24 protein-coding genes are annotated in these 22,552 nt (G+C 61.9%); 19 read left to right on the plus strand and 5 right to left on the minus strand.

Translation table 11 applies throughout. From position 1 onward, the window contains the following. Positions 1-111: 111 nt before the first annotated feature. The 14 genes from AC07S4_RS14375 to AC07S4_RS14440 all read left to right on the plus strand — a co-directional run bounded on the left by AC07S4_RS14375 (position 112) and on the right by AC07S4_RS14440 (position 11,371). Positions 112-723, plus strand: coding sequence for a LysE/ArgO family amino acid transporter (locus AC07S4_RS14375; RefSeq protein ID WP_494987301.1), 612 nt, complete (start codon positions 112-114; stop codon positions 721-723). Positions 724-931: 208 nt separating this feature from the next. After that, complete coding sequence (gene iscR / locus AC07S4_RS14380; RefSeq protein WP_494987302.1) at positions 932-1,405, plus strand: Fe-S cluster assembly transcriptional regulator IscR; 474 nt, start codon at positions 932-934, stop codon at positions 1,403-1,405. Between the two features lie 34 nt (positions 1,406-1,439). Continuing rightward, the gene (locus AC07S4_RS14385; RefSeq protein ID WP_494987303.1) at positions 1,440-2,705 is read left to right on the plus strand and encodes an IscS subfamily cysteine desulfurase; all 1,266 of its coding nucleotides are present in this window, start codon (positions 1,440-1,442) and stop codon (positions 2,703-2,705) included. A 24-nt stretch (positions 2,706-2,729) separates the two neighbouring features. Beyond that, entirely contained in the window at positions 2,730-3,140 is a 411-nt protein-coding gene (gene iscU / locus AC07S4_RS14390) for a Fe-S cluster assembly scaffold IscU (RefSeq protein WP_494987304.1), read from the plus strand. Positions 3,141-3,157: 17 nt separating this feature from the next. Then, the gene (gene iscA / locus AC07S4_RS14395; RefSeq protein WP_161071992.1) at positions 3,158-3,481 is read left to right on the plus strand and encodes an iron-sulfur cluster assembly protein IscA; all 324 of its coding nucleotides are present in this window, start codon (positions 3,158-3,160) and stop codon (positions 3,479-3,481) included. A gap of 26 nt (positions 3,482-3,507) precedes the next feature. After that, entirely contained in the window at positions 3,508-4,023 is a 516-nt protein-coding gene (gene hscB, locus AC07S4_RS14400) for a Fe-S protein assembly co-chaperone HscB (RefSeq protein WP_494987305.1), read from the plus strand. Positions 4,024-4,027: 4 nt separating this feature from the next. After that, the gene (gene hscA, locus AC07S4_RS14405; protein ID WP_494987306.1) at positions 4,028-5,908 is read left to right on the plus strand and encodes a Fe-S protein assembly chaperone HscA; all 1,881 of its coding nucleotides are present in this window, start codon (positions 4,028-4,030) and stop codon (positions 5,906-5,908) included. 14 nt (positions 5,909-5,922) lie between these two features. Continuing rightward, on the plus strand, positions 5,923-6,264 hold the full coding sequence (gene fdx, locus AC07S4_RS14410) for an ISC system 2Fe-2S type ferredoxin (RefSeq protein ID WP_436264990.1): 342 nt from the start codon (positions 5,923-5,925) through the stop codon (positions 6,262-6,264). Between the two features lie 10 nt (positions 6,265-6,274). Beyond that, entirely contained in the window at positions 6,275-6,469 is a 195-nt protein-coding gene (gene iscX / locus AC07S4_RS14415; RefSeq protein WP_494987307.1) for a Fe-S cluster assembly protein IscX, read from the plus strand. Continuing rightward, positions 6,456-7,364, plus strand: coding sequence for a class I SAM-dependent methyltransferase (locus AC07S4_RS14420; protein WP_494987308.1), 909 nt, complete (start codon positions 6,456-6,458; stop codon positions 7,362-7,364). Before iscX ends, AC07S4_RS14420 begins: the two co-directional genes overlap by 14 nt. 20 nt (positions 7,365-7,384) lie before the next feature. Then, positions 7,385-8,404 (plus strand): low-specificity L-threonine aldolase, encoded by a 1,020-nt coding sequence (ltaE, locus tag AC07S4_RS14425; protein ID WP_494987309.1) that lies wholly within the window; start codon positions 7,385-7,387, stop codon positions 8,402-8,404. Continuing rightward, complete coding sequence (locus AC07S4_RS14430) at positions 8,401-9,129, plus strand: rRNA pseudouridine synthase (protein WP_494987310.1); 729 nt, start codon at positions 8,401-8,403, stop codon at positions 9,127-9,129. Before ltaE ends, AC07S4_RS14430 begins: the two co-directional genes overlap by 4 nt. Positions 9,130-9,369: 240 nt before the next feature. Further along, a complete protein-coding gene (locus AC07S4_RS14435) occupies positions 9,370-10,479 on the plus strand; it encodes a hypothetical protein (protein ID WP_494987311.1) in 1,110 nt (369 codons plus the stop codon). A 442-nt stretch (positions 10,480-10,921) separates the two neighbouring features. Next, a complete protein-coding gene (locus AC07S4_RS14440) occupies positions 10,922-11,371 on the plus strand; it encodes a hypothetical protein (protein ID WP_494987312.1) in 450 nt (149 codons plus the stop codon). Between the two features lie 26 nt (positions 11,372-11,397). Here the strand turns inward: AC07S4_RS14440 and AC07S4_RS14445 are convergent, their stop codons facing one another. From AC07S4_RS14445 to AC07S4_RS14460, 4 genes are read right to left on the minus strand one after another with little or no spacing between them, the layout of a single operon-like run. Beyond that, positions 11,398-11,916 carry an RDD family protein gene (locus AC07S4_RS14445; protein WP_494987313.1) on the minus strand — a complete coding sequence of 173 codons (519 nt, stop codon included), beginning with the start codon at positions 11,914-11,916 and terminating at the stop codon, positions 11,398-11,400. Further along, positions 11,906-12,661: a DUF3106 domain-containing protein gene (locus AC07S4_RS14450; protein ID WP_494987314.1), complete on the minus strand. Its 756-nt coding sequence runs from the start codon at positions 12,659-12,661 to the stop codon at positions 11,906-11,908. Before AC07S4_RS14450 ends, AC07S4_RS14445 begins: the two co-directional genes overlap by 11 nt. Before the next feature lie 20 nt (positions 12,662-12,681). After that, entirely contained in the window at positions 12,682-13,089 is a 408-nt protein-coding gene (locus AC07S4_RS14455; protein WP_494987315.1) for a DUF3619 family protein, read from the minus strand. Continuing rightward, entirely contained in the window at positions 13,086-13,655 is a 570-nt protein-coding gene (locus tag AC07S4_RS14460; RefSeq protein WP_494987316.1) for an RNA polymerase sigma factor, read from the minus strand. The genes AC07S4_RS14455 and AC07S4_RS14460 overlap by 4 nt, the downstream gene beginning before the upstream one ends. A gap of 483 nt (positions 13,656-14,138) precedes the next feature. Between AC07S4_RS14460 and AC07S4_RS14465 the strand changes: the two genes are divergently transcribed. Genes AC07S4_RS14465 through ilvC form a run of 3 tightly spaced genes read left to right on the plus strand, consistent with a single transcriptional unit; the run spans position 14,139 to position 17,410 of the window. After that, the gene (locus AC07S4_RS14465; RefSeq protein WP_494987317.1) at positions 14,139-15,863 is read left to right on the plus strand and encodes an acetolactate synthase 3 catalytic subunit; all 1,725 of its coding nucleotides are present in this window, start codon (positions 14,139-14,141) and stop codon (positions 15,861-15,863) included. Continuing rightward, entirely contained in the window at positions 15,863-16,354 is a 492-nt protein-coding gene (gene ilvN / locus AC07S4_RS14470; RefSeq protein ID WP_055935546.1) for an acetolactate synthase small subunit, read from the plus strand. Before AC07S4_RS14465 ends, ilvN begins: the two co-directional genes overlap by 1 nt. A 39-nt stretch (positions 16,355-16,393) precedes the next feature. Continuing rightward, complete coding sequence (ilvC, locus tag AC07S4_RS14475; RefSeq protein WP_056405196.1) at positions 16,394-17,410, plus strand: ketol-acid reductoisomerase; 1,017 nt, start codon at positions 16,394-16,396, stop codon at positions 17,408-17,410. A gap of 79 nt (positions 17,411-17,489) precedes the next feature. Here the strand turns inward: ilvC and AC07S4_RS14480 are convergent, their stop codons facing one another. Then, a complete protein-coding gene (locus AC07S4_RS14480; protein ID WP_494987318.1) occupies positions 17,490-18,218 on the minus strand; it encodes a hypothetical protein in 729 nt (242 codons plus the stop codon). 161 nt (positions 18,219-18,379) lie between these two features. Between AC07S4_RS14480 and AC07S4_RS14485 the strand changes: the two genes are divergently transcribed. Then, the gene (locus AC07S4_RS14485; protein ID WP_494987319.1) at positions 18,380-20,497 is read left to right on the plus strand and encodes a DUF4214 domain-containing protein; all 2,118 of its coding nucleotides are present in this window, start codon (positions 18,380-18,382) and stop codon (positions 20,495-20,497) included. A gap of 251 nt (positions 20,498-20,748) precedes the next feature. After that, on the plus strand, positions 20,749-22,548 hold the full coding sequence (locus tag AC07S4_RS14490; RefSeq protein WP_494987320.1) for a putative bifunctional diguanylate cyclase/phosphodiesterase: 1,800 nt from the start codon (positions 20,749-20,751) through the stop codon (positions 22,546-22,548). The last annotated feature ends 4 nt before the right edge of the window (positions 22,549-22,552 follow it).

A 22,552-nucleotide genomic window follows, 5' to 3' on the forward strand; every position in this document is an offset into this window, starting at 1 on the left:
GGTTTGCTTGGATTAGCGATTCTTAACTATCGTGAAGAATATTAATCCAGCTTCATCTTGGCGGGCAAGCGCCGCAAAATGGCCGCTTCTCCACTCATCAGCGAGCTTGCCATGTTTACTCCCCACGTATTCCTCAACGGCCTGGGCCTGGGCGCCAGCCTGATCATGGCCATCGGCGCTCAGAACGCCCATGTATTGCGGGTCGGCGTGCGCCGCCAGCACGTCGCGGTGACGGTACTGGCCTGCATCGTGATCGACGTCGCGCTGATCGCCGCCGGCGTGGCCGGCATGGGGGCCTTGATCCAGGGCTCGCCGCTACTGATGGGGCTGGCGCGCTGGGGCGGGGCGGCCTTTCTGGTGTGGTACGGGCTGCGCAGCTGGGCCTCCATGCTGCGCGCGGACGCGCTGGATGCGCAAGCCGGCGCGGTGCCGCCCAGCCTGCGGCGCGCGCTGGCCAGCGTGCTGGCGCTGTCCCTGCTCAATCCGCATGTCTATCTGGACACGCTGGTGCTGCTCGGCTCACTGGGCGGCAATTATCCGGCCCACCAGCGCGCCAGCTTTGCCGTCGGCGCCATGACGGCGTCGCTGCTGTGGTTTACCGCGCTGGGTTTCGGCGCCAGCCGCTTGTCCGGTGTATTCCAGCGGCCGCTGGTGTGGAAGGGCATAGAGGGGCTGACCGGCGCCATTATGCTGGCGCTGGCGGCCGGACTCATATCAGGGTGATGGAGCGGCCGCGAGCGAGGAATGCCGGGGTCGGGTAAAATCTTGCCCCATGCCCAAGAAAGCCCGCTGCAAGTCAAGCCGTTTGGCGGGGTGCCTGACAAAATTGGTCAAGTTTGGTATACTTGACTAAATCATTCAACTAATCGGTGTTTCGGCTAGTTGAGATCGCGTGAAACAAGCGCGATATTTTAACCGAACCGAGGTTGTGATGCGTCTGACCACCAAAGGCCGTTTTGCAGTGACTGCGATGATCGATCTGGCTTTGCGCCAAGGCAAAGGCCCGGTCACGCTGTCCGGCATTTCGCAGCGCCAGGCCATTTCGCTGTCCTACCTGGAGCAGCTGTTCGGCAAGCTGCGCCGCCACGAGATAGTTGAATCGATACGCGGCCCCGGCGGCGGCTACAGCCTGGCCCGCCGCGCCGACAAAGTGACGGTGGCCGATATCATCATCGCCGTCGACGAGCCGCTGGACGCCACCCAGTGCGGCGGCAAGGAAAATTGCCACGGGGCGGACGCCGCCACCGGCGCGCGCTGCATGACCCATGAGCTGTGGGCTACGCTGAATGAAAAAATGGTCGATTACCTGGACTCCGTATCGCTGCAGGATCTGGTCGATCAACAGAGACAAAAACACGCCGAGCAGGCCGTGGTGGTAATGCACCGCAACGCCGTCGCCGGCTAACAAAGATACGCAGATACGCTGATTGGAGTAATAGATGAACGCCCCAGAAAAAAACGTCGCCCAGGTAGCACCGGTGGAATTCAAGACCGCCCCGCACTTCCCGATCTACATGGACTACTCGGCCACCACGCCGATCGACCCGCGCGTGGCCGACATGATGATCCCTTACCTGCGCGAGCAGTTCGGCAATCCCGCTTCCCGCAGCCATATGTACGGCTGGACTGCTGAAAAAGCGGTGGAAGAAGCGCGCGGCCACGTCGCCGCGCTGGTGAATGCCGATCCGCGCGAAATCATCTGGACCTCCGGCGCCACCGAGTCGAACAACCTGGCCATCAAGGGCGCGGCGCAGTTCTACAAGACCAAGGGCAAGCACATCATCACCGTGAAAACCGAGCACAAGGCAGTGCTGGACACGGTGCGCGAACTGGAGCGCGTGGGCTTCGAAGCCACCTATCTGGAACCGCAGGACAACGGCCTGATCACCATCGCCCAGCTGGAAGCGGCGATCCGCCCGGACACCATCCTGATCTCGGTCATGCTGGTCAATAACGAGATCGGCGTGATCCAGCCTATCGACGAAATCGGCGCGCTGTGCCGCTCGAAAGGCATCATCTTCCACTGCGACGCCGCGCAAGCGACCGGCAAGGTGGTGATCGACCTGCAAAAGACCAAGGTCGACCTGATGACCTTCACCGCGCACAAGACCTACGGCCCGAAAGGCATAGGCGCGCTGTACGTCTGCCGCAAGCCGCGCGTGCGCATCGAAGCGCAAATGCACGGCGGCGGCCACGAGCGCGGCCTGCGCTCGGGCACCCTGCCTACCCACCAGATCGTCGGCATGGGCGAAGCCTTCCGCCTGGCGAAAGTGGAAATGGACAGCGAAATCTCCCGCATCAAGGCGCTGCGCGACCGCCTGGCCGCCGGCCTGCAGGAAATTGAAGAAACCTACATCAACGGCGACATGGAACACCGTGTGCCGCACAACCTGAACGTGAGCTTCAACTACGTGGAAGGCGAATCGCTGATCATGGCAGTGAAGGATCTGGCGGTATCGTCCGGTTCGGCCTGCACCTCGGCCTCGCTGGAGCCGTCCTACGTGCTGCGCGCCCTGGGCCGCAGCGACGAACTGGCGCACAGCTCCATCCGTTTCACCATCGGCCGTTTCACCACCGAGAAGGACATCGACTTCGCAGTTGAGCTGATGAAGTCCAAGGTCGGCAAGCTGCGCGAATTGTCGCCGCTGTGGGACATGTTCAAAGAAGGCATCGATATCAGCTCGATCCAATGGGCAGCGCACTAATTTAAAGATTACAGGAGCATCAAAATGGCTTACTCGGAAAAAGTGTTGGACCACTACGAAAATCCACGCAACGTCGGCGCCTTTGAAAAGGGCGACGAATCGGTTGGCACCGGCATGGTCGGCGCGCCGGCCTGCGGCGACGTGATGAAGCTGCAAATCAAGGTTGGCGCCGACGGCCTGATCGAAGATGCGAAGTTCAAGACCTACGGCTGCGGCTCGGCGATCGCCTCGTCGTCGCTGGTGACCGAATGGGTCAAGGGCAAGACCCTGGACGAAGCGCTGGCCATCAAGAACACCGCCATCGCCGAAGAACTGGCGCTGCCGCCGGTGAAAATCCACTGCTCCATCCTGGCCGAAGACGCCATCAAGGCGGCGGTTGAAGACTACAAGGCCAAGCACGCGGCACCAGTGGCAACAGCGGCACAAGCGGCTTAAGCGCGCCGGAGAACAGCATGGCAATTACCCTGACCGAAAAAGCGGCCAAGCACATCAACCGTTACATCGAACGCCGCGGCAAAGGCCTGGGCCTGCGCTTCGGCGTGCGCACCACGGGCTGCTCCGGTCTGGCCTACAAGCTGGAATATGTGGACGAAGTGGCGGACGAGGACAGCGTGTTCGAGTCGCACGGCGTGAAGGTGTTCGTCGATCCGAAAAGCCTGCCTTACATCGACGGCACCGAGCTGGACTTCGCGCGCGAGGGCCTGAACGAAGGCTTCAAGTTCAACAATCCGAACGAAAAAGACGCCTGCGGCTGCGGCGAAAGCTTCCGTATTTAAATCCGCAGTTTTCTTAGTAATGCGCCGTGCAAAACCACTTCGAACTATTCCATCTTCCGCAGCAGTTCGCCGTCGACGCGGGGGCGCTTGACAGCGCCTACCGCGACGTCCAGAGCCGCGTCCATCCCGACCGTTTCGTCAACGCCACCGACGCCGAAAAGCGCGTCGCCATGCAATGGGCCACGCGCGCCAACGAAGCCTACCAGACTCTGAAAAACCCGCAGAAGCGCGCGCAATACCTGTGCGAACTGAATGGCGTGGATCTGCAGACCGAGTCGAACACCGCCATGCCGGCGGCCTTCCTCATGCAGCAGATGGAATGGCGCGAGGAGCTGGATGACGCGCGCAGCGGCAAGGATATGGACTTGCTGGAGAAGCTGGACGGCCAGCTGCGCGCCGCGCGCAAAGACCAGTTGAAGGACATCGAGGCCCGCATCACGGCAAACGACTTCCATGCCGCAGCCCAAGGCGTGCGCGCCCTGATGTTCCTTGAAAAATTCGGCGAAGAAGTCCGCTTCGCCTTTGACGCCTTAGAAATATAACACCATGGCACTACTGCAGATTTCCGAACCCGGCATGTCGACCGCGCCGCACCAGCACCGCCTGGCGGTGGGCATCGACCTGGGTACCACCAATTCGCTGGTGGCCACCGTGCGCAACAGCATACCCGAAGTGCTGAACGACGAGGAGGGCCGCCCACTGCTGCCGTCCGTGGTGCGCTACCTTGCCAACGGCAACGCCAATATCGGCTACAAGGCGCAAGCGGCGCAGACCACCGACCCGAAGAACACCATCGTGTCGGTCAAGCGCTTCATGGGCCGCGGCCTGAAGGACATCGCCTACGCCGAGAACCTGCCGTATGACTTCGTCGACGGCCCCGGCATGGTGCAGCTGAAAACCGTGGCCGGCGTGAAGTCGCCGGTGGAAACCTCGGCGCAAATCCTGGCCACCCTGCGCCAGCGCGCCGAAGACTCGCTGGGCGACGACCTGGTGGGCGCGGTCATCACCGTGCCGGCCTACTTCGACGACGCGCAGCGCCAGGCCACCAAGGACGCGGCCCAGCTGGCCGGCCTGAACGTGCTGCGCCTGCTGAGCGAGCCGACCGCCGCCGCCATCGCCTATGGCCTGGACAACGGTTCGGAAGGCCTGTTCGCCGTGTACGACCTGGGCGGCGGCACCTTCGATATCTCCATCCTGAAGCTGAGCAAGGGCGTGTTTGAAGTACTGTCCACCGGCGGCGACTCCGCGCTGGGCGGCGACGACTTCGACCACCGCCTGTTCTGCTGGATACACGAACAGGAAAAGCTGGCCCCGCTGTCCGACGAGGACACCGCCGTGCTGATGGTGAAGGCGCGCGAAGCCAAGGAACTGCTGTCCACCAAGTCCGAAGTGACGGTGGACGCCATCCTCGGCTCGGGCGAGGAAGTGCACCTGAAAGTGACCGCCGAGACCTTCGCCGAGATCACCAAGCACCTGGTCGGCAAGACCATGAACGCCATCAAGAAAGCGCTGCGCGACGCCGATGTGGACGCGGACGACGTGGACGGCGTGGTCATGGTGGGCGGCGCCACGCGCATGCCGCACGTGCAGCGCGCCGTCAGCGAGCATTTCCACACCATCCCGCACGCCAATATCGACCCGGACAAAGTGGTGGCGCTGGGCGCCGCCATCCAGGCCAATCTGCTGGCCGGCAACCGGGCGCCGGGCGACGACTGGCTGCTGCTGGACGTGATCCCGCTGTCGCTGGGCATAGAGACCATGGGCGGCCTGGTCGAGAAGATCATCCCGCGCAACTCCACCATTCCTTGCGCCCGCGCGCAGGAGTTCACCACTTTCAAGGACGGCCAGACCGCCCTGGCCGTGCACGTGCTGCAGGGCGAGCGTGAGCTGGTGACCGACTGCCGTTCGCTGGCGCGCTTCGAGCTGCGCGGCATTCCGCCGATGGCGGCCGGCGCGGCGCGCATCCGCATCACGTATCAAGTCGACGCCGACGGCCTGCTGTCCGTGTCGGCGCGCGAGCTGCGCTCCGGCGTGGAAGCGTCGATCTCGGTCAAGCCGTCCTACGGCCTGGGCGACGACGACGTGGCGCGCATGCTGCAGGATTCCTACAAGTCCGCCGACGTGGACATGAAGGCGCGCGCGCTGCGCGAAGAACAGGTGGAAGCCGAGCGCATCCTGTTGGCCACGCAGTCCGCGCTGGACGAGGACGCGAGCCTGCTGGACGAGGCCGAGCGCGCCGACGTGGACGCGCTGATGGCGCAGACCCGCACCGTGCTGGCGCAGTCCGCCACCGGCGAGGCCGACCACGCCGCCGTCAAGCTGGCCGTGGAAGCCCTGGCGCGCGGCACCGAAGAATTCGCATCGCGCCGCATGGACCGCAGCGTGCGCAGCGCACTGGCCGGCAAATCGCTGGACCAGGTTGTTTAAATCGAAGGATCACAATGCCTCAAATCGTATTTCTGCCCCATCCCAAGCTGTGCCCTGAAGGCGCCGTTGTTGAAGCGCCGGCCGGCAAGACGCTGTGCGACGTCATGCTGGAAAATGACATCCACATCGAACACGCTTGCGAGAAGAGCTGCGCCTGCACCACCTGCCACGTACTGGTGCGCGAAGGCTTCAACTCGCTGAGCGAAGCCAGCGAAACGGAAGAAGACCTGCTGGACAAGGCCTGGGGCCTGGAAGCGGTGTCGCGCCTGTCGTGCCAGGCGGTGGTGGCGGACGAAGACCTGGTGGTCGAGATTCCGAAGTACACCATCAACCACGCCAGCGAAGGCGGGCACTGAGGAGCGCAGCATGAAATGGAGCGACATTACGGCCATCGCCGAAGCGCTGTACGATAAATTCCCGGAGATCGACCCGATCACCATCCGCTTCACCGACCTGCACAACTGGGTGGTGGACCTGGACGGTTTCGACGACGACCACACCCGTGGCGGCGAGAAGGTACTGGAAGCGATACAGCAGGCGTGGATCGATGAAGCAGCCTAAGACCGCAGCCAAGCCAGCCAGGCCGGCCCCGCTGGGCGACACCGTCACGGCTGCCGCCAACATGCCCGAGGTCCGCGAAGGCCAGTCGGTCGCGCTGCTGCAGGAACTGCACATCCTCACGCGGGACGGCAAGCTGAACCAGGACAGCCGCCGCAAGCTGAAGCAGGTCTACCACCTGTACCAGTTCATCGAGCCGCTGCTGAAGGAAGTGCAGGCGCAGGGGCCGGGCGTATCGCTGGTCGACCACGGCGCGGGCAAGTCCTACCTCGGCTTCATCATCTACGACCTGTTCTTCAAGCACCTGGAAGACAACTCGCACATCTACGGCATTGAAACGCGCGCCGAGCTGGTGGCGCGTTCGCAGGAGCTGGCCGCCAAGTTCGGCTTCAAGGGCATGTCCTTCCTGCCGCTGTCGGTGGCGGAATCGACCGAGTCGAAAGAGCTGCCCGGGCAGATCGACATCGTCACCGCGCTGCACGCCTGTAACACCGCCACCGACGACGCCATCGCCTTCGCCTTGAAAAAGAAGGCCAAGTTCATGGTGCTGGTGCCGTGCTGCCAGGCCGAAGTGGCCACGGTGCTGAAGAGGAACAAGGCCAAGCAGCTGAAAAGCCCGCTGACCGAAATCTGGCGCCACCCCATCCACACGCGCGAATTCGGCAGCCAGGTCACCAACGTGCTGCGCTGCCTGCAGCTGGAAGCGCATGGCTACCACGTGAACGTGACCGAGCTGGTCGGGTGGGAGCACTCGATGAAGAATGAGCTCATCATTGCCAGCTACAAAAACCTGCCGCGCCGCCGTCCGACGGAGCGCTTGCAGGAAGTGCTGGAGACGCTGGGACTGGAAGAAATGGGCAATCGCTTCTTTGCGGAGCAGTTGGCCAAAGCTGAATAATCGAAAAAAAGGGCGGGAAAATGAGTGAGCAGTGGATAGACCTTCGCAGTGACACCGTAACCCGCCCCAGTCCAGCCATGCTGGACGCGATGCGCGCCGCCGACACCGGCGACGACGTCTACGGAGACGACCCCACCGTCAACCTGCTGCAGGACACCGCCGCCGAACTGTTCGGCTTCGAGGCGGCCCTGTACGCGCCTTCCGGCACCCAGTCCAACCTGATCGCGCTGCTGGCCCATTGCGGCCGCGGCGACGAATACATCGTCGGCCAGGAAGCGCACACCTACCGCTACGAAGGCGGCGGCGCGGCGGTCCTGGGCAGCATCCAGCCGCAGCCCCTGCCCAACCAGGCCGACGGCAGCATCGCCATCGCCGACATCGAAGCCAACATCAAGCCGGACGACGTGCACTTCGCCCGTTCGCGCCTGCTGGCCCTGGAAAACACCATAGGCGGCCGCGTGCTGCCCGCCGCCTACGTGGCGCAGGCCACCGCGTTCGCGCACCAGCGCGGCCTCGCCACCCACCTGGACGGCGCCCGCATCTGCAACGCCGCCGTGCAGCAGGGCGTGAGCCTGCGCGACGCGGTGCAGGGCTTCGACAGCGTGTCCGTGTGCCTGTCCAAAGGCCTGGGCGCGCCGGTGGGCTCGGTGCTGTGCGGTTCGCGCGCGCTGATAGAGCAGGGCAAGCGCTGGCGCAAGATGCTGGGCGGCGGCATGCGCCAGGCCGGCGTCATCGCCGCTGCCGGCCTGTACGCGCTGCAGCACAACGTGGGCCGCCTGGCGGACGACCACGCCAACGCCGCCTTCCTCGCTGCCGAACTGGGCAAGATCCCCGGCCTGAAAGTGAGCACGCCGCAAACCAATATCTTCTACGTGGACGTGCCGCAGCAGCACACGGCAGGGCTGCAGGCAGCGCTGCTTGCTGCGCGCATCCGCGTATCCATGGCGCCGCGCCTGCGCCTCGTCACCCATCTCGACGCGCCGCGCGCCGGCCTCGAACGCACCGCCGCAGTCTTTGCGGCCTACTTCAGCAAATTATGACCGAACAAGACAACACCGTCCGCCTCGCCAAGCGCGTGGCGGACATGCTCCCGTGCTCGCGCCGCGAGGCCGAGCTGTATATCGAAGGCGCTTTCGTCCGCGTGGACGGTGTGCTGGTCGAGGAGGCGGGCGCGCGCGTCGCGCCGGAACAGACCGTGGAGCTGGATAAGGACGCCACATTGCTGGAGATCGCGCCGGCCACCATCTTGCTGAACAAGCCGGCCGGCGTCAGCGCCGGCATCGACAAGGACGGCCAGCCGGTGTTCAGCTGCATCAGCGAGGCCACGCGCAGCGAGGCCGCGCGCGGCGAGCGCTTCCTCAAGCGCCACCTGGTGAACCTGTCGCTGGAGTCGCCGCTGGAAACCATGGCCAGCGGCCTGGTGGTGCTGACGCAGGACTTCCGCATTACGCGCAAGCTGGGCGAAGGGCTGGAGCAGGAGATCATCGTGGAAGTGGAGGGCAGCATCGCCGACAACGGCCTGGCGCTGCTGAACCACGGCCTGCCCTACAACGGCAAGCCGCTGCCGCCGATCAAGGTCAGCTGGCAGAACGAGAAGCGCCTGCGCTTCGCGCTGAAAGCGCCCAAGCCGGGCCAGATCCAGCACATGTGCAAGCTGGTGGGCCTGAAAGTGGTGGCCATGAAGCGCATCCGCATCGGCCGCATCGCCATGTCCAGCCTGCCGGTCGGCGAGTGGCGCTACCTGCAGGGCTACGAGCGCTTCTAAGCGGCGCATTTCACGGAATGCTATGGAGCATACGTTGCATTACGTCCTATTGTCGTATCGCTATGCGACAAACGTACTGGTAAGCAGCTGCTTACGAATAATAAATTCGTTTCGCCCCTTGGCGCCTACTGTCCTTATTGGACGGGGCCAAAACTAGCTCGCTCGAGACATTGTAGTCAGATAAACCACACAGATCATCGGCTTGCTATCAGGTGACTGCGACCGCGCTGTATTGTTGCAATGCCGATTGCGAAAACTGTTTTCACAAGGCTGTTGCAGCTTTCCAGCTGGCATCGTAATATTGCTATATTGAAAAAATCGAGGAATACAGTGAAAATACTTGACATGCAAACGGATGCAGTTATTAACGGGCAAGTGGCTTTCGCAAAGGCATCATACAATGACGCAGTCAGGCTTTTGGTTCCATTGATCGATAAGACGGAGTTCCAGCGAAAACTTCAGGATAAGAAATTCTACAATAAATTGGAACGTGACATCGAGGATGGGTGTGTAATGCCGCCAATCACCGTTGCAATTCTTACACCGGAGACCTTCGCTACTTTAGGCGCTGTTCAAGATCATGTAACTAAAAATATTTCAAAGTCTTTCGTTTTAGATGGAATTCAAAGGCTCAATACTTTGTCCCGCGCGGCCGCAAAATACGAATTCACGGATGACTATCAAATATATATTAACTTTATTTTATGTGATTCTGTGGAGAAGTTGCTGTACCGAATGATAACGCTAAACAATGGCCAGCGGCCGATGACACCCCGGCACCAAGTAGAAATTATGATTGCTAACGTCTTTAACTTTAAGGCTATGGGCATTGATGTTGTCGCTGAGAAGGATTCTACTATAGCCAGTGCGCGGAAAGCGTTCCGGAAAGCAGACATAATCCAAGCTTATCTCGCATTCATGGCGGATAGCCCCATCGTTGATAATAAGAAAATCATCGAAGAAAAGATGGATGAGTTGTTGGTTGGGCGCATCATGGATGTTGAACCTAAAAAGTATATGTCTAGCTTTAAGGATTTTGTGACGCTATTGGCTAAATTTCAAAAAAACCCGGAAGCATTCAAATGGTTGAAGATAACTAATAACTTAGTTGGCTTGGCTGCCGGGATTAAACACTCAATGAAATCGATGCAAAAACTGAATGGCGATACTTTTGCTGAGTATATTGAAGTATTTGACCAAGCGTTTGCTGATTTCAATCCATCTAAGATTAAAGTTGGAAAATATCGTAGAGAGCTGGTCTACGAATATTTCAAGAGTTTTGATGAGTATAAAAGTATGGACTCTGATGAGCTGTTGAGTGTGTTTGCAGAGCTGACTGCAAATGATTGAACGTTATTCCTACGTTGAGAGAATTTTCGGTGAGGGGAAGTCGGATTATCCAGGATTATCTTTAATAACCAATAGTAATCCCGCGTTGAGGATATTCCGGTTGTTGTCCGGGAGTTGCGACATTCGAGACGAATATTTCTCTCAAGTTTTTAAGTTTAGAATTAATTATCTATCCTTGCCATTCGAGAAAAATTTACGGCTGAGAAGAAATTTGATTCGACAAAATTTCCCCGAGGAAGTCACGCTGGGGGATTTGTCAAAATATTTCCAAAATTTCAAACACAATAATGAGTTTTATACTTTAATTGAGTTTGAATTGATAAATTGTTTAACCTCGCGATCGCAGGGGCGTTATCTGGAGGCTTTCATTTTTCTCTATAGATTGCTTGAGGGAATAAGTTACAGTGTTCCTCTGATGTATATATCGAAATCGAAAAGCTTCATGAGTTCCTTTAAGGCATTGCAGGCCGCAATGCCGACTTCTGAGAAAGAAGGGGAGTTGCTTCTTTTTAAGAATTTTATCGAACAGCATTGGAATAAAAAGGCTTTTTTTCTGCTGACAATGGATATTAATTTGTCAGAAATTGAAGTTGAGGAGATGCGTGGTGTTTATTTCGATATTTATAAAAAATTAATACCGAAAAATGGAATAGAGTCCGAGACCGAAGACGAGGAAATTAAGGTTAAATTTTCTGAGTTCCGTGCATTCCTAGTGTCAATTCGTAATCGATACTTTCATTTTCTCCAGGGTAGTTGGCAAAAAAATATCGAAACAGGGGAAATTGTATTTCCTGACCTCTTCTTCAAACCTTTAATTGATCTCGGGCTAAACTGGATCGCGATAGCGTTGTTCGAAATAATTACGTTTGAAATAGATAACGGCGGGAAGTAATTTGAACGGAGGCTCGGGCTTGGAAGCTACTTAACAGACTTTTCAGGCTTGGGCAGTTGGACCATGCGGGTACCAGCAATGCGGTCGTGCAGGAACTGGCGGTCCTTGTTGAAGAAGGCGGTCAGCGACCAGGCCAGGATGCCGGCGCCGATGGCGTTCAGCGCCTGCCAGCGGCTCAGGCCGAAGGCGTAGTCGACCACCAGCGCGGGCAGCACCCAGCCCCAGCTGAGCAGATAGCGCAGCGCGGCGATTTTGGGCGGCACGTGGGCGTGGCCCGGCAGCACCACCTTGATGCGCCAGGTGCGCATGGCCAGCGTCTGGCCCTCGCGCACCCATTGGTGGATGAAATAGGCGCCCAGCACCAGGAAGGCCAGCATCTGGCGCATGTGCTCGGCCACTGGCGTGTGCGACGCGCCGGAGACGACTTCAAAAATCAGGAAGGGCAGGAACAGCACCGCGAACGCCAGCAGCAATTCATACACCATGGAAATCAGGCGGCGCTTGACGGTGGGCGCCGGCTGCGCGATCGGCAGGCTATTTGACATTGGCTGGCGTGGGTTGGGGCGGCGTGACAGGTGCGGTGGCCGGAGCGGTGGCGGCGGCCGGCACGGCGCCCGGCGCCACATTGGCCGCGCCGGGCAGGGCGGCGGCTGGGCTGGCAGGCGCGGCGGCAGGCGCCGGTATGCCCGGAATCAGTGCGCCCTGGGCCGGCGGCAGTTTGGACTTCACCGGCGCCACGGTGGGCGCCTTGCTCTGGGTCGGCGTGGGGGGATTGGCAACCAGTTTCTTGGGCGCCTTGTCGGCCAGCTGCTTTTTCTTTTCTTCCGGCAACTGCTGGTACTGCTCCCACTGGGCCGACTTCTGGCCGGGCGTGATCTTTTGCGAGCGGGCGAAATTTTCGCGCACCTGGCGGCGCTGCTCCGGCGTCAGGCGCAGCCAGTCCCGCATGCGCTCGTGCACGCGCTGCTGCTCGTCCGGCTTCATCGACGCAAAGCGGTTGGCGATTTCCAGCCATTTCTGCTTGCGCAGGCCGGTCAGCTTGTTCCACTCGGCCGACAGCGGCTCCAGGGCGCGCTGCTGGGCCGGCGACAGGTCTTTCCACAGCGGTTTTTCGAGGGCGATGGGGGCAACCGCGTGCTTGCCGGGCGCCGCCGCCGGCACGGAGGCCGGGGGGGCGGCAGGGGATGCGGCGGGGGCGGCAGTTGCGGCGCCGCCCTGCGCGGCGGCCACGGCAGCCCAGCCGCACAGTGCCAGGCTGACCAGTTCACCCTTGTAGCGAGACAGAGTCATCAGGCTGATACGCGCCATCCTTATTGCTCGCGATTCTCAAGATAGGCGTTGAAGCCATGGTCCAGATAGGCCGACAGCGGCAGCTCGTCCGACAGCACGGCCGCGTCCAGCTCGGCCAGTTCGGCGATGCGCTGCTGTTCCTCGTATTGGTACACGCCCACCATGCCGGCCACCAGGATCAGCATGGGCACGGCCACGCGCATGCGGCCCAGCCAGCTGAACGGGCTGCTGAGGAAGCCGGCCGGGTGATTGCCCGCGCCGGCCAGTTCGGCCTGGGTCACGCGCACCGGCACATGCGCCTTCTTGCGCGCCATGGCCGCCTTGCGGGCGGCGGCCAGGCGGTCGGTGGTCGAAGCCGGCAGGTCGTCCAGCTTCTCGTTGAGTGCGTGGCGCACCCGATAGGCAAAGTTCAGATCGTCGGTATTCATAATTTAATTCCCTTGGCTTTGAGCGCTTCGGCGAGAGTGTGGGTTGCTCTTGAGCAATGTGTTTTCACGCTCCCTTCGGAACATCCCATCGCTTCGGCCGTCTCGGCCACGTCCAGATCATGTAGATAACGCATAAGGAAGGCTTCCCGTTGACGCGCGGGCAGTTTTTGTACTTCGTCATCGATGGCGCTCAGCGTCTGCATGCGCTCGACCTTGTCGGCGCTCGATTCGGCCGCCTGCGAGCCTTGTTCGGCCTCGTAGGACTCCAGGATGTCGTAGTCGTCATGCTCGTCGGCCGAGGAGCTCATGCCCGAGAATAGGCTGACCCAGGTGTTGCGCACCTTTTCGCGGCGGAAATAATCGAGGATGGTGGTCTGCAGGATGCGCTGGAACAGCATCGGCAGCTCGGCGGCCGGCTTGTCGCCGTATTTCTCGGCCAGCTTGATCATCGCGTCCTGCACGATGTCCAGCGCGCTCTCGTCCTTGCGCACGGCGTAGACGGCTTGTTTAAAGGCGCGCCGCTCGACGTTTTCGAGAAAATCCGATAATTCTTTGTCTGTTGCCATGCGTCGGGGAGCGTACTGCCGGGGGGAGATGAACAGGCTGCATCCTAGCAAAAAACGGGCCTTTCCGCTTGGTTTTCACGTTTTGCAACAAGTAAATGCACCAGAATGGGCCCTCAATTGCAGATTGCTCGCTATTTTACTTGACCAAATTGGTGCGGCGCAGTACCGTATAGATCGCTTCGAACACCACGAAGTCCTTGGTTTTGTCCGGCAGCACACAAGGCTGTCATCGGCAACTCCCGCTTTCATTTGTCAGCAGTTTGCTCTAACCCGCGCCACAAGCGCGAGAGGTATGCACAACCGCGGCAGACACTCCGGCCAAACGAGTTGCGTTTAGCGCCACTTTGCACCGTATCTATGGCTACGGGAAGAAGTGACGTGACCGCAGAGAGAAGGGAAGCCAGGAGAACTGCCCCGCATTGCATAGCTTCGCCAGGAAAGAGCATCCGATCAATCTCCTATGGACCTTGAAAGGAATGTTTTATGAACACCGAAGCCAATGCACCCATCACGGGCGCAGAGATACTCGTTCGCTGTTTAGCTGAGGAAGGCGTAGAACACGTCTTTGGCTACCCCGGCGGCGCAGTGCTCTACATCTACGACGCCATCTTCAAGCAGGACAAATTCCAGCACATCCTCGTTCGCCACGAGCAGGCCGCCATCCATGCCGCCGACGCGTATTCGCGTTGCTCGCAAAAAGTGGGCGTTGCGCTGGTGACTTCCGGCCCGGGCGTGACCAATGCCGTGACCGGCTTGTCCACCGCCTATATGGATTCCATTCCCATGGTTGTGATCTCGGGCCAGGTGCCCAGCCACGCCATCGGCCAGGACGCCTTCCAGGAATGCGACACCGTGGGCATCACCCGCCCCGTGGTCAAGCACAACTTCCTGGTCAAGGATGTGAAAGACCTGGCGGAAACCGTCAAAAAAGCTTTCTTCATCGCCCGCACCGGCCGTCCCGGCCCCGTGCTGGTCGATATCCCTAAAGACATCAGCATGCACAAGGCGCCGTACTCCTATCCCAAGGAGATCGAAATGCGCTCGTACAAGCCGGTGGACAAGGGCCATTCCGGCCAGATCCGCAAGGCCGTGCAACTGCTGCTGCAAGCCGAACGCCCGATGATCTACACCGGCGGCGGCGTGATCCTGGCCAATGCCGCGCCCGAGCTGAACAAGCTGGTCGACAAGCTGGGCTTCCCGGTCACCAACACGCTGATGGGCCTGGGCGCCTACCGCGCCTCCGACGACAAGTTCGTCGGCATGCCCGGCATGCACGGCACCTACGAAGCGAACATGGCGATGCAGAACTGCGACGTCCTGATCGCCATCGGCGCCCGTTTCGACGACCGCGTGATCGGCAATCCGAAACACTTCGCCACCAACCCGCGCAAGATCATCCACGTGGACATCGATCCATCGTCGATCTCCAAGCGCGTGAAAGTGGACATCCCCATCGTCGGCAACGTCAAGGACGTGCTGATCGAGTTCCTGTCCCAGCTGGACGCGGCCGAGCAGAAGCCGAATCCCGCCGTCGGCAACTGGTGGAAGCAGATCAATGAATGGCGCGGCAAGGACTGCCTGAAATACAGCAGCTCCGACCTGGTCATCAAGCCGCAGGACGTGGTGGAAAAACTGTGGCAGGTCACCGGCGGCGACGCCTACGTCACCTCCGACGTCGGCCAGCACCAGATGTGGGCCGCGCAGTACTACAAGTTCGACAAGCCGCGCCGCTGGATCAACTCCGGCGGTCTGGGCACCATGGGTGTCGGCCTGCCTTACGCCATGGGCGTGCAGATGGCCAATCCGGACGCCACCGTCGCCTGCATCACCGGCGAAGGCTCGATCCAGATGAACATCCAGGAACTCGCCACCTGCAAGCAGTACCACCTGACGCCGAAGATCATCCTGCTGAACAACCGCTTCCTGGGCATGGTCCGCCAGTGGCAGCAGATCGACTACGGTTCGCGCTACTCCGAGTCCTATATGGATTCGCTGCCGGACTTCGAGAAGCTGGCCGAGGCCTATGGCCACGTCGGCATGAAGATCGAAAAGCCGGGCGACGTCGAGAACGCGCTCAAGGACGCCTTCCGTATGAAGGACAAGCTGGTCTTTATGAACTTCATTACCGACCAGAGCGAGAATGTGTGGCCGATGGTGAAGGCGGGTAAAGGCCTCTCCGAAATGCTGCTGGGTTCGGAGGATCTGTAATGCGACATATTATTTCTGTACTGCTGGAAAACGAAGCCGGCGCCCTGTCCCGCGTAGTGGGCCTGTTCTCGGCGCGCGGCTACAACATTGAAACGCTGACCGTGGCGCCGACCGAAGACGCGACCCTGTCGCGCATGACCATCGTCACCACCGGCTCGGACGACATCATCGAACAGATCACCAAGCACCTCAATCGCCTGATTGAAGTGGTCAAGGTGGTCGACCTGACCGAAGGCCAGCACATCGAGCGCGAGCTGATGCTGATCAAGGTGAGGGCGGTGGGCAAGGAGCGCGAGGAAATGAAGCGCACCGCCGACATTTTCCGTGGCCGCATTATCGACGTCACCGAAAAGACCTACACCATTGAGCTGACGGGCGCCAAGAGCAAGCTGGACGCCTTCATCGATGCCATCGACCGCACCTCGATCCTGGAGACCGTCCGTACCGGCGGCTCGGGCATCGGCCGCGGCGAACGCATCCTCAAAGTTTAATTTTTAAAAATTTACCAAATATCTCACCAAGGAATGACCATGAAAGTTTTCTACGATAAAGACGCCGACATCTCCCTGATCAAGGGCAAAAACGTTGCCATCATCGGCTACGGCTCGCAGGGCCACGCGCACGCGCAAAATCTGACCGACTCGGGCGTGAACGTCACGGTCGGCCTGCGCAAAGGCGGCGCCTCCTGGCAGAAAGTGGAAGCGGCCGGCATCAAGGTCGCTGAAGTGAACGACGCCGTCAAAGCGGCCGACGTCATCATGATCCTGCTGCCGGACGAGAACATCGCCCAGGTCTACAACGAAAACGTGGCGCCGCACGCCAAGCAGGGCGCCGTGCTGGCCTTCGCGCACGGCTTCAACGTGCACTATGGCCAAGTCGTGCCACGCGCCGACCTGGACGTGATCATGGTTGCGCCTAAAGCGCCAGGCCACACCGTGCGCGGCACCTACCGCCAGGGTGGCGGCGTGCCGCACCTGATCGCCGTGTACCAGGACAAGTCCGGCAACGCCCGCGACATCGCCCTGTCCTACGCTTCGGCCAACGGCGGCGGCAAGGCCGGCATCATCGAAACCAACTTCCGTGAAGAAACCGAGACCGACCTGTTCGGCGAACAAGCGGTGCTGTGCGGCGGCGCGGTCGAGCTGATCAAGGCCGGCTTCGAAACCCTGACCGAAGCGGGCTACGCTCCGGAAATGGCTTACTTCGAGTGCCTGCACGAACTGAAACTGATCGTCGACCTGATCTATGAAGGCGGCATCGCCAACATGAACTACTCGATCTCGAACAACGCCGAATACGGCGAGTACGTGACCGGCCCGAAAGTCGTGACCTCGGCCACCAAGGAAGCGATGCGCCAGTGCCTGAAGGACATCCAGACCGGCGAATACGCGAAGAGCTTCATCCTGGAAAACAAGGCCGGCGCACCGACCCTGATTTCCCGCCGCCGCCTGACCGCCGAGCACCCGATCGAAGAAGTCGGCGCCAAGCTGCGCGCCATGATGCCTTGGATCGCGAAAAACAAGCTGGTTGATCAATCGAAGAACTAAGCAGTCGAATAACGCGCAGCGCGGGCGCCAGCCCGCCGTGCAGCAAGCCCGCCCGCGCAAGCCGGCGGGCTTTTTTTATTCAGGACTCCGCATACTCGATCGCGATGGTGGCCTCGTCCGCCAGGCTTTTATCCTGCAGCGGCAGGATAAAAGCATAGCCGTTGCGCACGACCTTCAGTGGCAAGCGCTGGCCGCCGTGCTCCAGCGTGGCGCCGCTCACCTTGCGCCCCGGCTCGTAAAACAGCGTGCTCATCTTGCTGGCGCAAGGGCTGCCCACGGCCTGCATCAGCTTGCGCCGGAAAAAGCCCATATCCTCCTGCTCGATAATCCACCACACCTCGCACTCCAGCCGCAGGTCGCCCAGGCGGCGCACGGTGTCCGGCTCGCCTGCGGGGCGGATGTCCGGCGTCCAGCGCACGCTGCCTTTTTTGGCGTTGACGATCAGTTCCGCGTCGCCGCTCAGTTCCGGCAGGCGGGGCAGGGCGAAGGTGCCGTTCGCCTCCACCGGCACGCCGACCGAGGTTTCGTCGTTGGCGATGCGCAAGGTGAACGGCTTGGCTGGCGCGCCGTCCGGCGCCAGCAGGCGGAAACGCAGCGTGGTGTTGGGCGCCCTGGCTTTCATGCGCTCGTAGACCTCCGCCCCCGCCAGCATGGTCTTGTAAGACTTCAGCACCGGATTGCGCAGATTGGCCACTTCCACCGCCGGCGCGTCCGCGCCGGGCTGCGCTGCGGCGTCGCGGTTGGCCTCGGTTTGCTGGGCGCCGGCGGCGCAGCAGGCAAATAGCAGCAGGGGGACTAAACGTTTCATGCGTTCTCAAAAAGATAACAATTCGCCATGGTCGCAAACAATGTTCCTTTTGGCAAGTTTTCCGCGCTGGTTTTGTGATGGCCGGCACATTTTCAAATTGATAATTCTGACAATCTTATAACTCCAAGTTGTTTCGACTACTCAACCATACAGGCGCCACCATGCCCCTCTCACCGACCGATATCGCCAAGCTCTTTGTCGCTTACAGCAACCGCGTGCCGGAAGCGCTGGTAATCACCTACAGCACCAATCTGAGCAACGCGGAGCTGGCGGCGACGCTGGCCGCCTCCGCAGAATTCAAGGCGGCGCACGCCGACGAAAGCAATGCCGCGATGGTGCGCTCGTTCTACCACCAGATGTTCGGCCACGCCGCCGACGCCGCCGGGGCGAATTACTGGACCGGGCTGCTGGACAGCGGCGCGGTCAGCCGCAGCACATTGCCGCTGTATCTGGCGCTCGGCGCGCAGGGCAGCGACAAGACGGCGCTGGAAAGCAAGGCGGCGGCGGCTTTGGCTTTCAGCGCCGAAATGGACACCGGCCCCGAGCTGGCCGCCTACCAGGGCAGCAATGTGGCCCTCGTCGGCGCCTACCTGGACCGCGTCACCGACACCGCCTCGCTGGCCGCCTTCAAGGCAGAGTTGCCCTTTCTGGCCTCCACGCTGAAGGACTGGGGCTACACCGCCTACACCGGCCAGGTGCAGGCGACCGGCTACGTGCAGGGCGCCACCGTGTTTGGCGACGCCAACGGCAACGGCCAGTTCGACCAGGGCGAATGGAGCGCCGTCACGGACAGCCAGGGCCGCTACATCCTGCCGGCCTCCAACGCCGGCATCGTGGCGCCGGGCCAGATTCCCCTTCCGCTGCTGGTGACCGGCGGCACCGACGCCACCACCGGCCTGGCGCAGCATGGCAGCTATGCCGCCACCACCCAAAGCAAGGCGGTCAATGCCTTGTCCTCGCTGCACCAGCAATTGCAGCAGCAGGGCGCGAGCGCGGCCCAGGCCAGCGCCCGCCTGGCCGAAGCGTTCGGCCTGGGCGCCACCGACGTGACCAAGACCAGTCCGCTGACCGCCGCCATCGACAGCGATCCCGGAGCGCCCGCCGCCGTGCCGGCCGCCCTGCATGTGCAAGTGGTGGCGGCCAGCCTGGACGGCCTGCAACTGGCGGTCGCCCGCACGCTGGTCAGCCTGGCCGGCGGTGCCGGCCAGCTCAGCGAAGCGCAAGCCTACAAGGCGGTTGCAGGCGCGCTGGCCGGGACCATCGCGCACGCCACCGGCGCCACGGACCTGAGCAGCGCGGGCTTCATCAGTGCGCTGCTCGCCAGCAGCGTCGCCCAGGCCGGCAATGCCAGCCTGACGGCGGCGGCCGCAAAACTGAGCGCGCTGGCGACCCAGGCTTTCGGCCAAGTGCTGGAGGCGGGCCTGGCCAATATCGAGCAGACCAACAATGGCGGCGGCGGGATCTACGGCGCGCTGGCCCACATCGGCCAGGCTTCGGTGGTGCTGCAGGCGTCGCTGGCGGACAAGCTGGCCGCCGCCATGGCCGGCGGGCATCCGGAAGCGCTGCTGACGTCCTATATGGGCTCCGCGCTCGGCGTGAGCACGCCGGCCGCGCACATCGCCGACATCGACACCGGCAGCCTGAACGACGCGGCCGCCATCGCGCGCGCCAACAGCGGCGCGGGCGTGCCCGCCATCAGCGCGATCGAAGTCGGCAAGCTGTACGCGGCCATTTTCCAGCGCCCGGCGGAGCCGGCGGGGCAGGGCTACTGGCAGGCCCAGAGCAGCGTGCATGTGCTGGAGACGGCGCTGGTGCAGTCGGCTGAATTCCAGCAGCAGTTCGGCGGGAAAGCAAACGACGTGGCCGTCAACCAGATGTATTTGAACATGTTCGGCCATGCCGCCGACCCTGCCGGCTTGCAGTACTGGACCGGATTGATCTCCAAGGGCTACTTCACCTTGGGCGGCACCGCCATCGCGCTGACGCAGGCGGCGCAGGGCAGCGACGCGCTGGCGCTGCAAGCCAAAGCCGTGGCGGCGGCGGAATTCACCGCCGGCCTGACGGTGCTGCAAACGGAAGCGGCCTACGCCGGGCAAAATATTGCGGCGGCAAGCGCCTGGCTGGCCGGCGTCCACGACGACGCCACGCTGTCCGGCGCCATTGCCGCGCTGCCGGCCTTGCTCAAGAGCCTGAACGAAAACCCCGGCCCGTTCCCGCCCGCCACGCAATTTGCCGTGCTGGTCGGCGTGGCCGAAGCCGAAACCGTCCACTTCGTCTGAGTCTCCGCCTTGGCCCCAGCCCGCCGACGCAAGCCGGCGGGCTTTGCATTTTGAACGTGACGTTTTTTGTGTCTCATGCTATTCTGCAACTCAGCAGTAATTAACATAGCTTGCCCCTCCGAGCCCCAGTCCCGCTCAGTTTTACCCGATTTCTCGTGCCGCCGCAGGCACGTGCCAGTGCCCAGTCCCGCATTGATTACCCCGCCCGCTGCCTTGCTGCGCGCGCCGTATCGACCCTGACCGGACCAGCCATGACTATTTCTTCCCAAACCGAAGCAGCCCGTCTCGACGCCCTGTATAAACTGCAATTGCTTGACACCCGCCCGAGCAAAGCCTTTGACCGCATTACGCGCCTGGCTGCGCGCATATTCGGCCTGGAGATTGCGGCGGTCTCCCTTACCGACAGCGACCGGCAGTGGTTCAAGTCGCGCCTGGGCCTGGAGCAGAACTCCATTCCGCGCCTGAAAGCGCCATGCGCCGAAGTGGTGGACACCGGCGGCGCGCTGGTGATTGCCGATCTGCTGGAAGACCATTATTTCCGCCACGGCGCGCTGGCCGCGAGCGGCGTGCGCTACTACGCCGGCGCGCCGCTGACCACCACCGGCGGCCACTGCCTGGGCGCCCTGTGCGTGATGGGGCAGGAACCGCGCCACACCACGCCGGAGGAAATCGCCTGCCTGTCCGACCTGGCGGCGATGGTCATGGCGCAGATCGAGCTGCAGCACACGGCCGGCCGGGTGGATCCGCTCAGCGGCCTGCCCAACCGCAACCAGTTCATCGAGGATTTCCAGGACATGCAGAACGACTGCCCGCCGGACGAGTTGCGCCTGGCGGTGGTGGTCAACCTCGCCACGCCGGAGCAGCTGGGCAGCGCGGCGCGGGTGCGCAGTTCGTCCTACCTGGACGAACTGGTGACCGAGGCCAGCCAGTGGATACGCGGCCAGCTCGGCCCGGGCCGCCAGGTCTACCATGTGGGCGACGCCCAGTTCGCGCTGTTCGCCCCGCCGTGCACCGTGCTGGAGGACTACCTGCCGGTGCTGAAGGAGAAGCTGGCCCGCGCCTCCAGCCTGGCCAAGTCGCGCCATATCGCCACGCCGACGATAGGCGTGGCGCCGTTCGTGCTGGGCGGGGCCGATAGCCTGGATGTGCTGCGCACCGCGCAGAGCGCCGCCCACGGCGCCATTTTCCAGCCCAGCCGCATCGCCATCTATTCGCGCATCGACGACGACGCCTGCCAGCGGCGCTTCCGCCTGCTCAACGAGTTCGGCGACGCGCTGGAAAGCAGCAGCCAGCTGCGCCTGGTGTTCCAGCCGCGCGTGGACATGGAAAGCGGCGCCTGCGTGGGCGCCGAGGCGCTGCTGCGTTGGACCCACCCTGAACTGGGCAATGTGTCGCCCGGCGAATTCATTCCGGTGATCGAGCGTTCCGGGCTGGCGCAGCCCACCACGGCCTGGGTGCTGAACGCGGCGCTGCGCCAGCAGCGCGCCTGGCGCAACGCCGGCCTGCAATTGCAGCTGGCGGTCAATGTATCGGCCGCCAATCTGCTCGAGCCGGACTTTGTGGCCCAGGTGGAGCACTACCTGAATATGTACGATTTGCCCGCATCCTGCCTGGAGCTGGAGATCACCGAGAGCGCCATCATGGAGCACCCGGAGCGCGCCCAGGCCACGCTGCAAGCCATCGCCGCCATCGGCGTGCGCCTGGCCATCGACGACTTCGGCACCGGCTACAGCAGCCTGTCCTATTTGCAGAGCATGCCGGCCGACGTGGTCAAGATCGACCAGTCCTTCATCATCGGCCTGGAGGACGACGTGCGCAAGCAGTCGCTGGTGAGCACCATGATTTCGCTGACGCAGGACCTGGGCCACCGCGTGGTGGCCGAGGGCGTGGAGTGCTGCGAGGTGCAGACCTTTTTGAAACTGGCCGGCTGCGACGAGGCGCAAGGCTATCTGTTTGCGCACCCGCTGGAGCCGGCCGGCTTCCTGGCCTGGTGCGGCGGCGGCGTTGCCGAGGCCCAAGCTGGCCGGCGCCTGATGCGCGCGCTGGCCTGACGCC

The sequence above is a fragment of the Pseudoduganella sp. GW821-FHT05F09 genome, assembly GCF_059419605.1.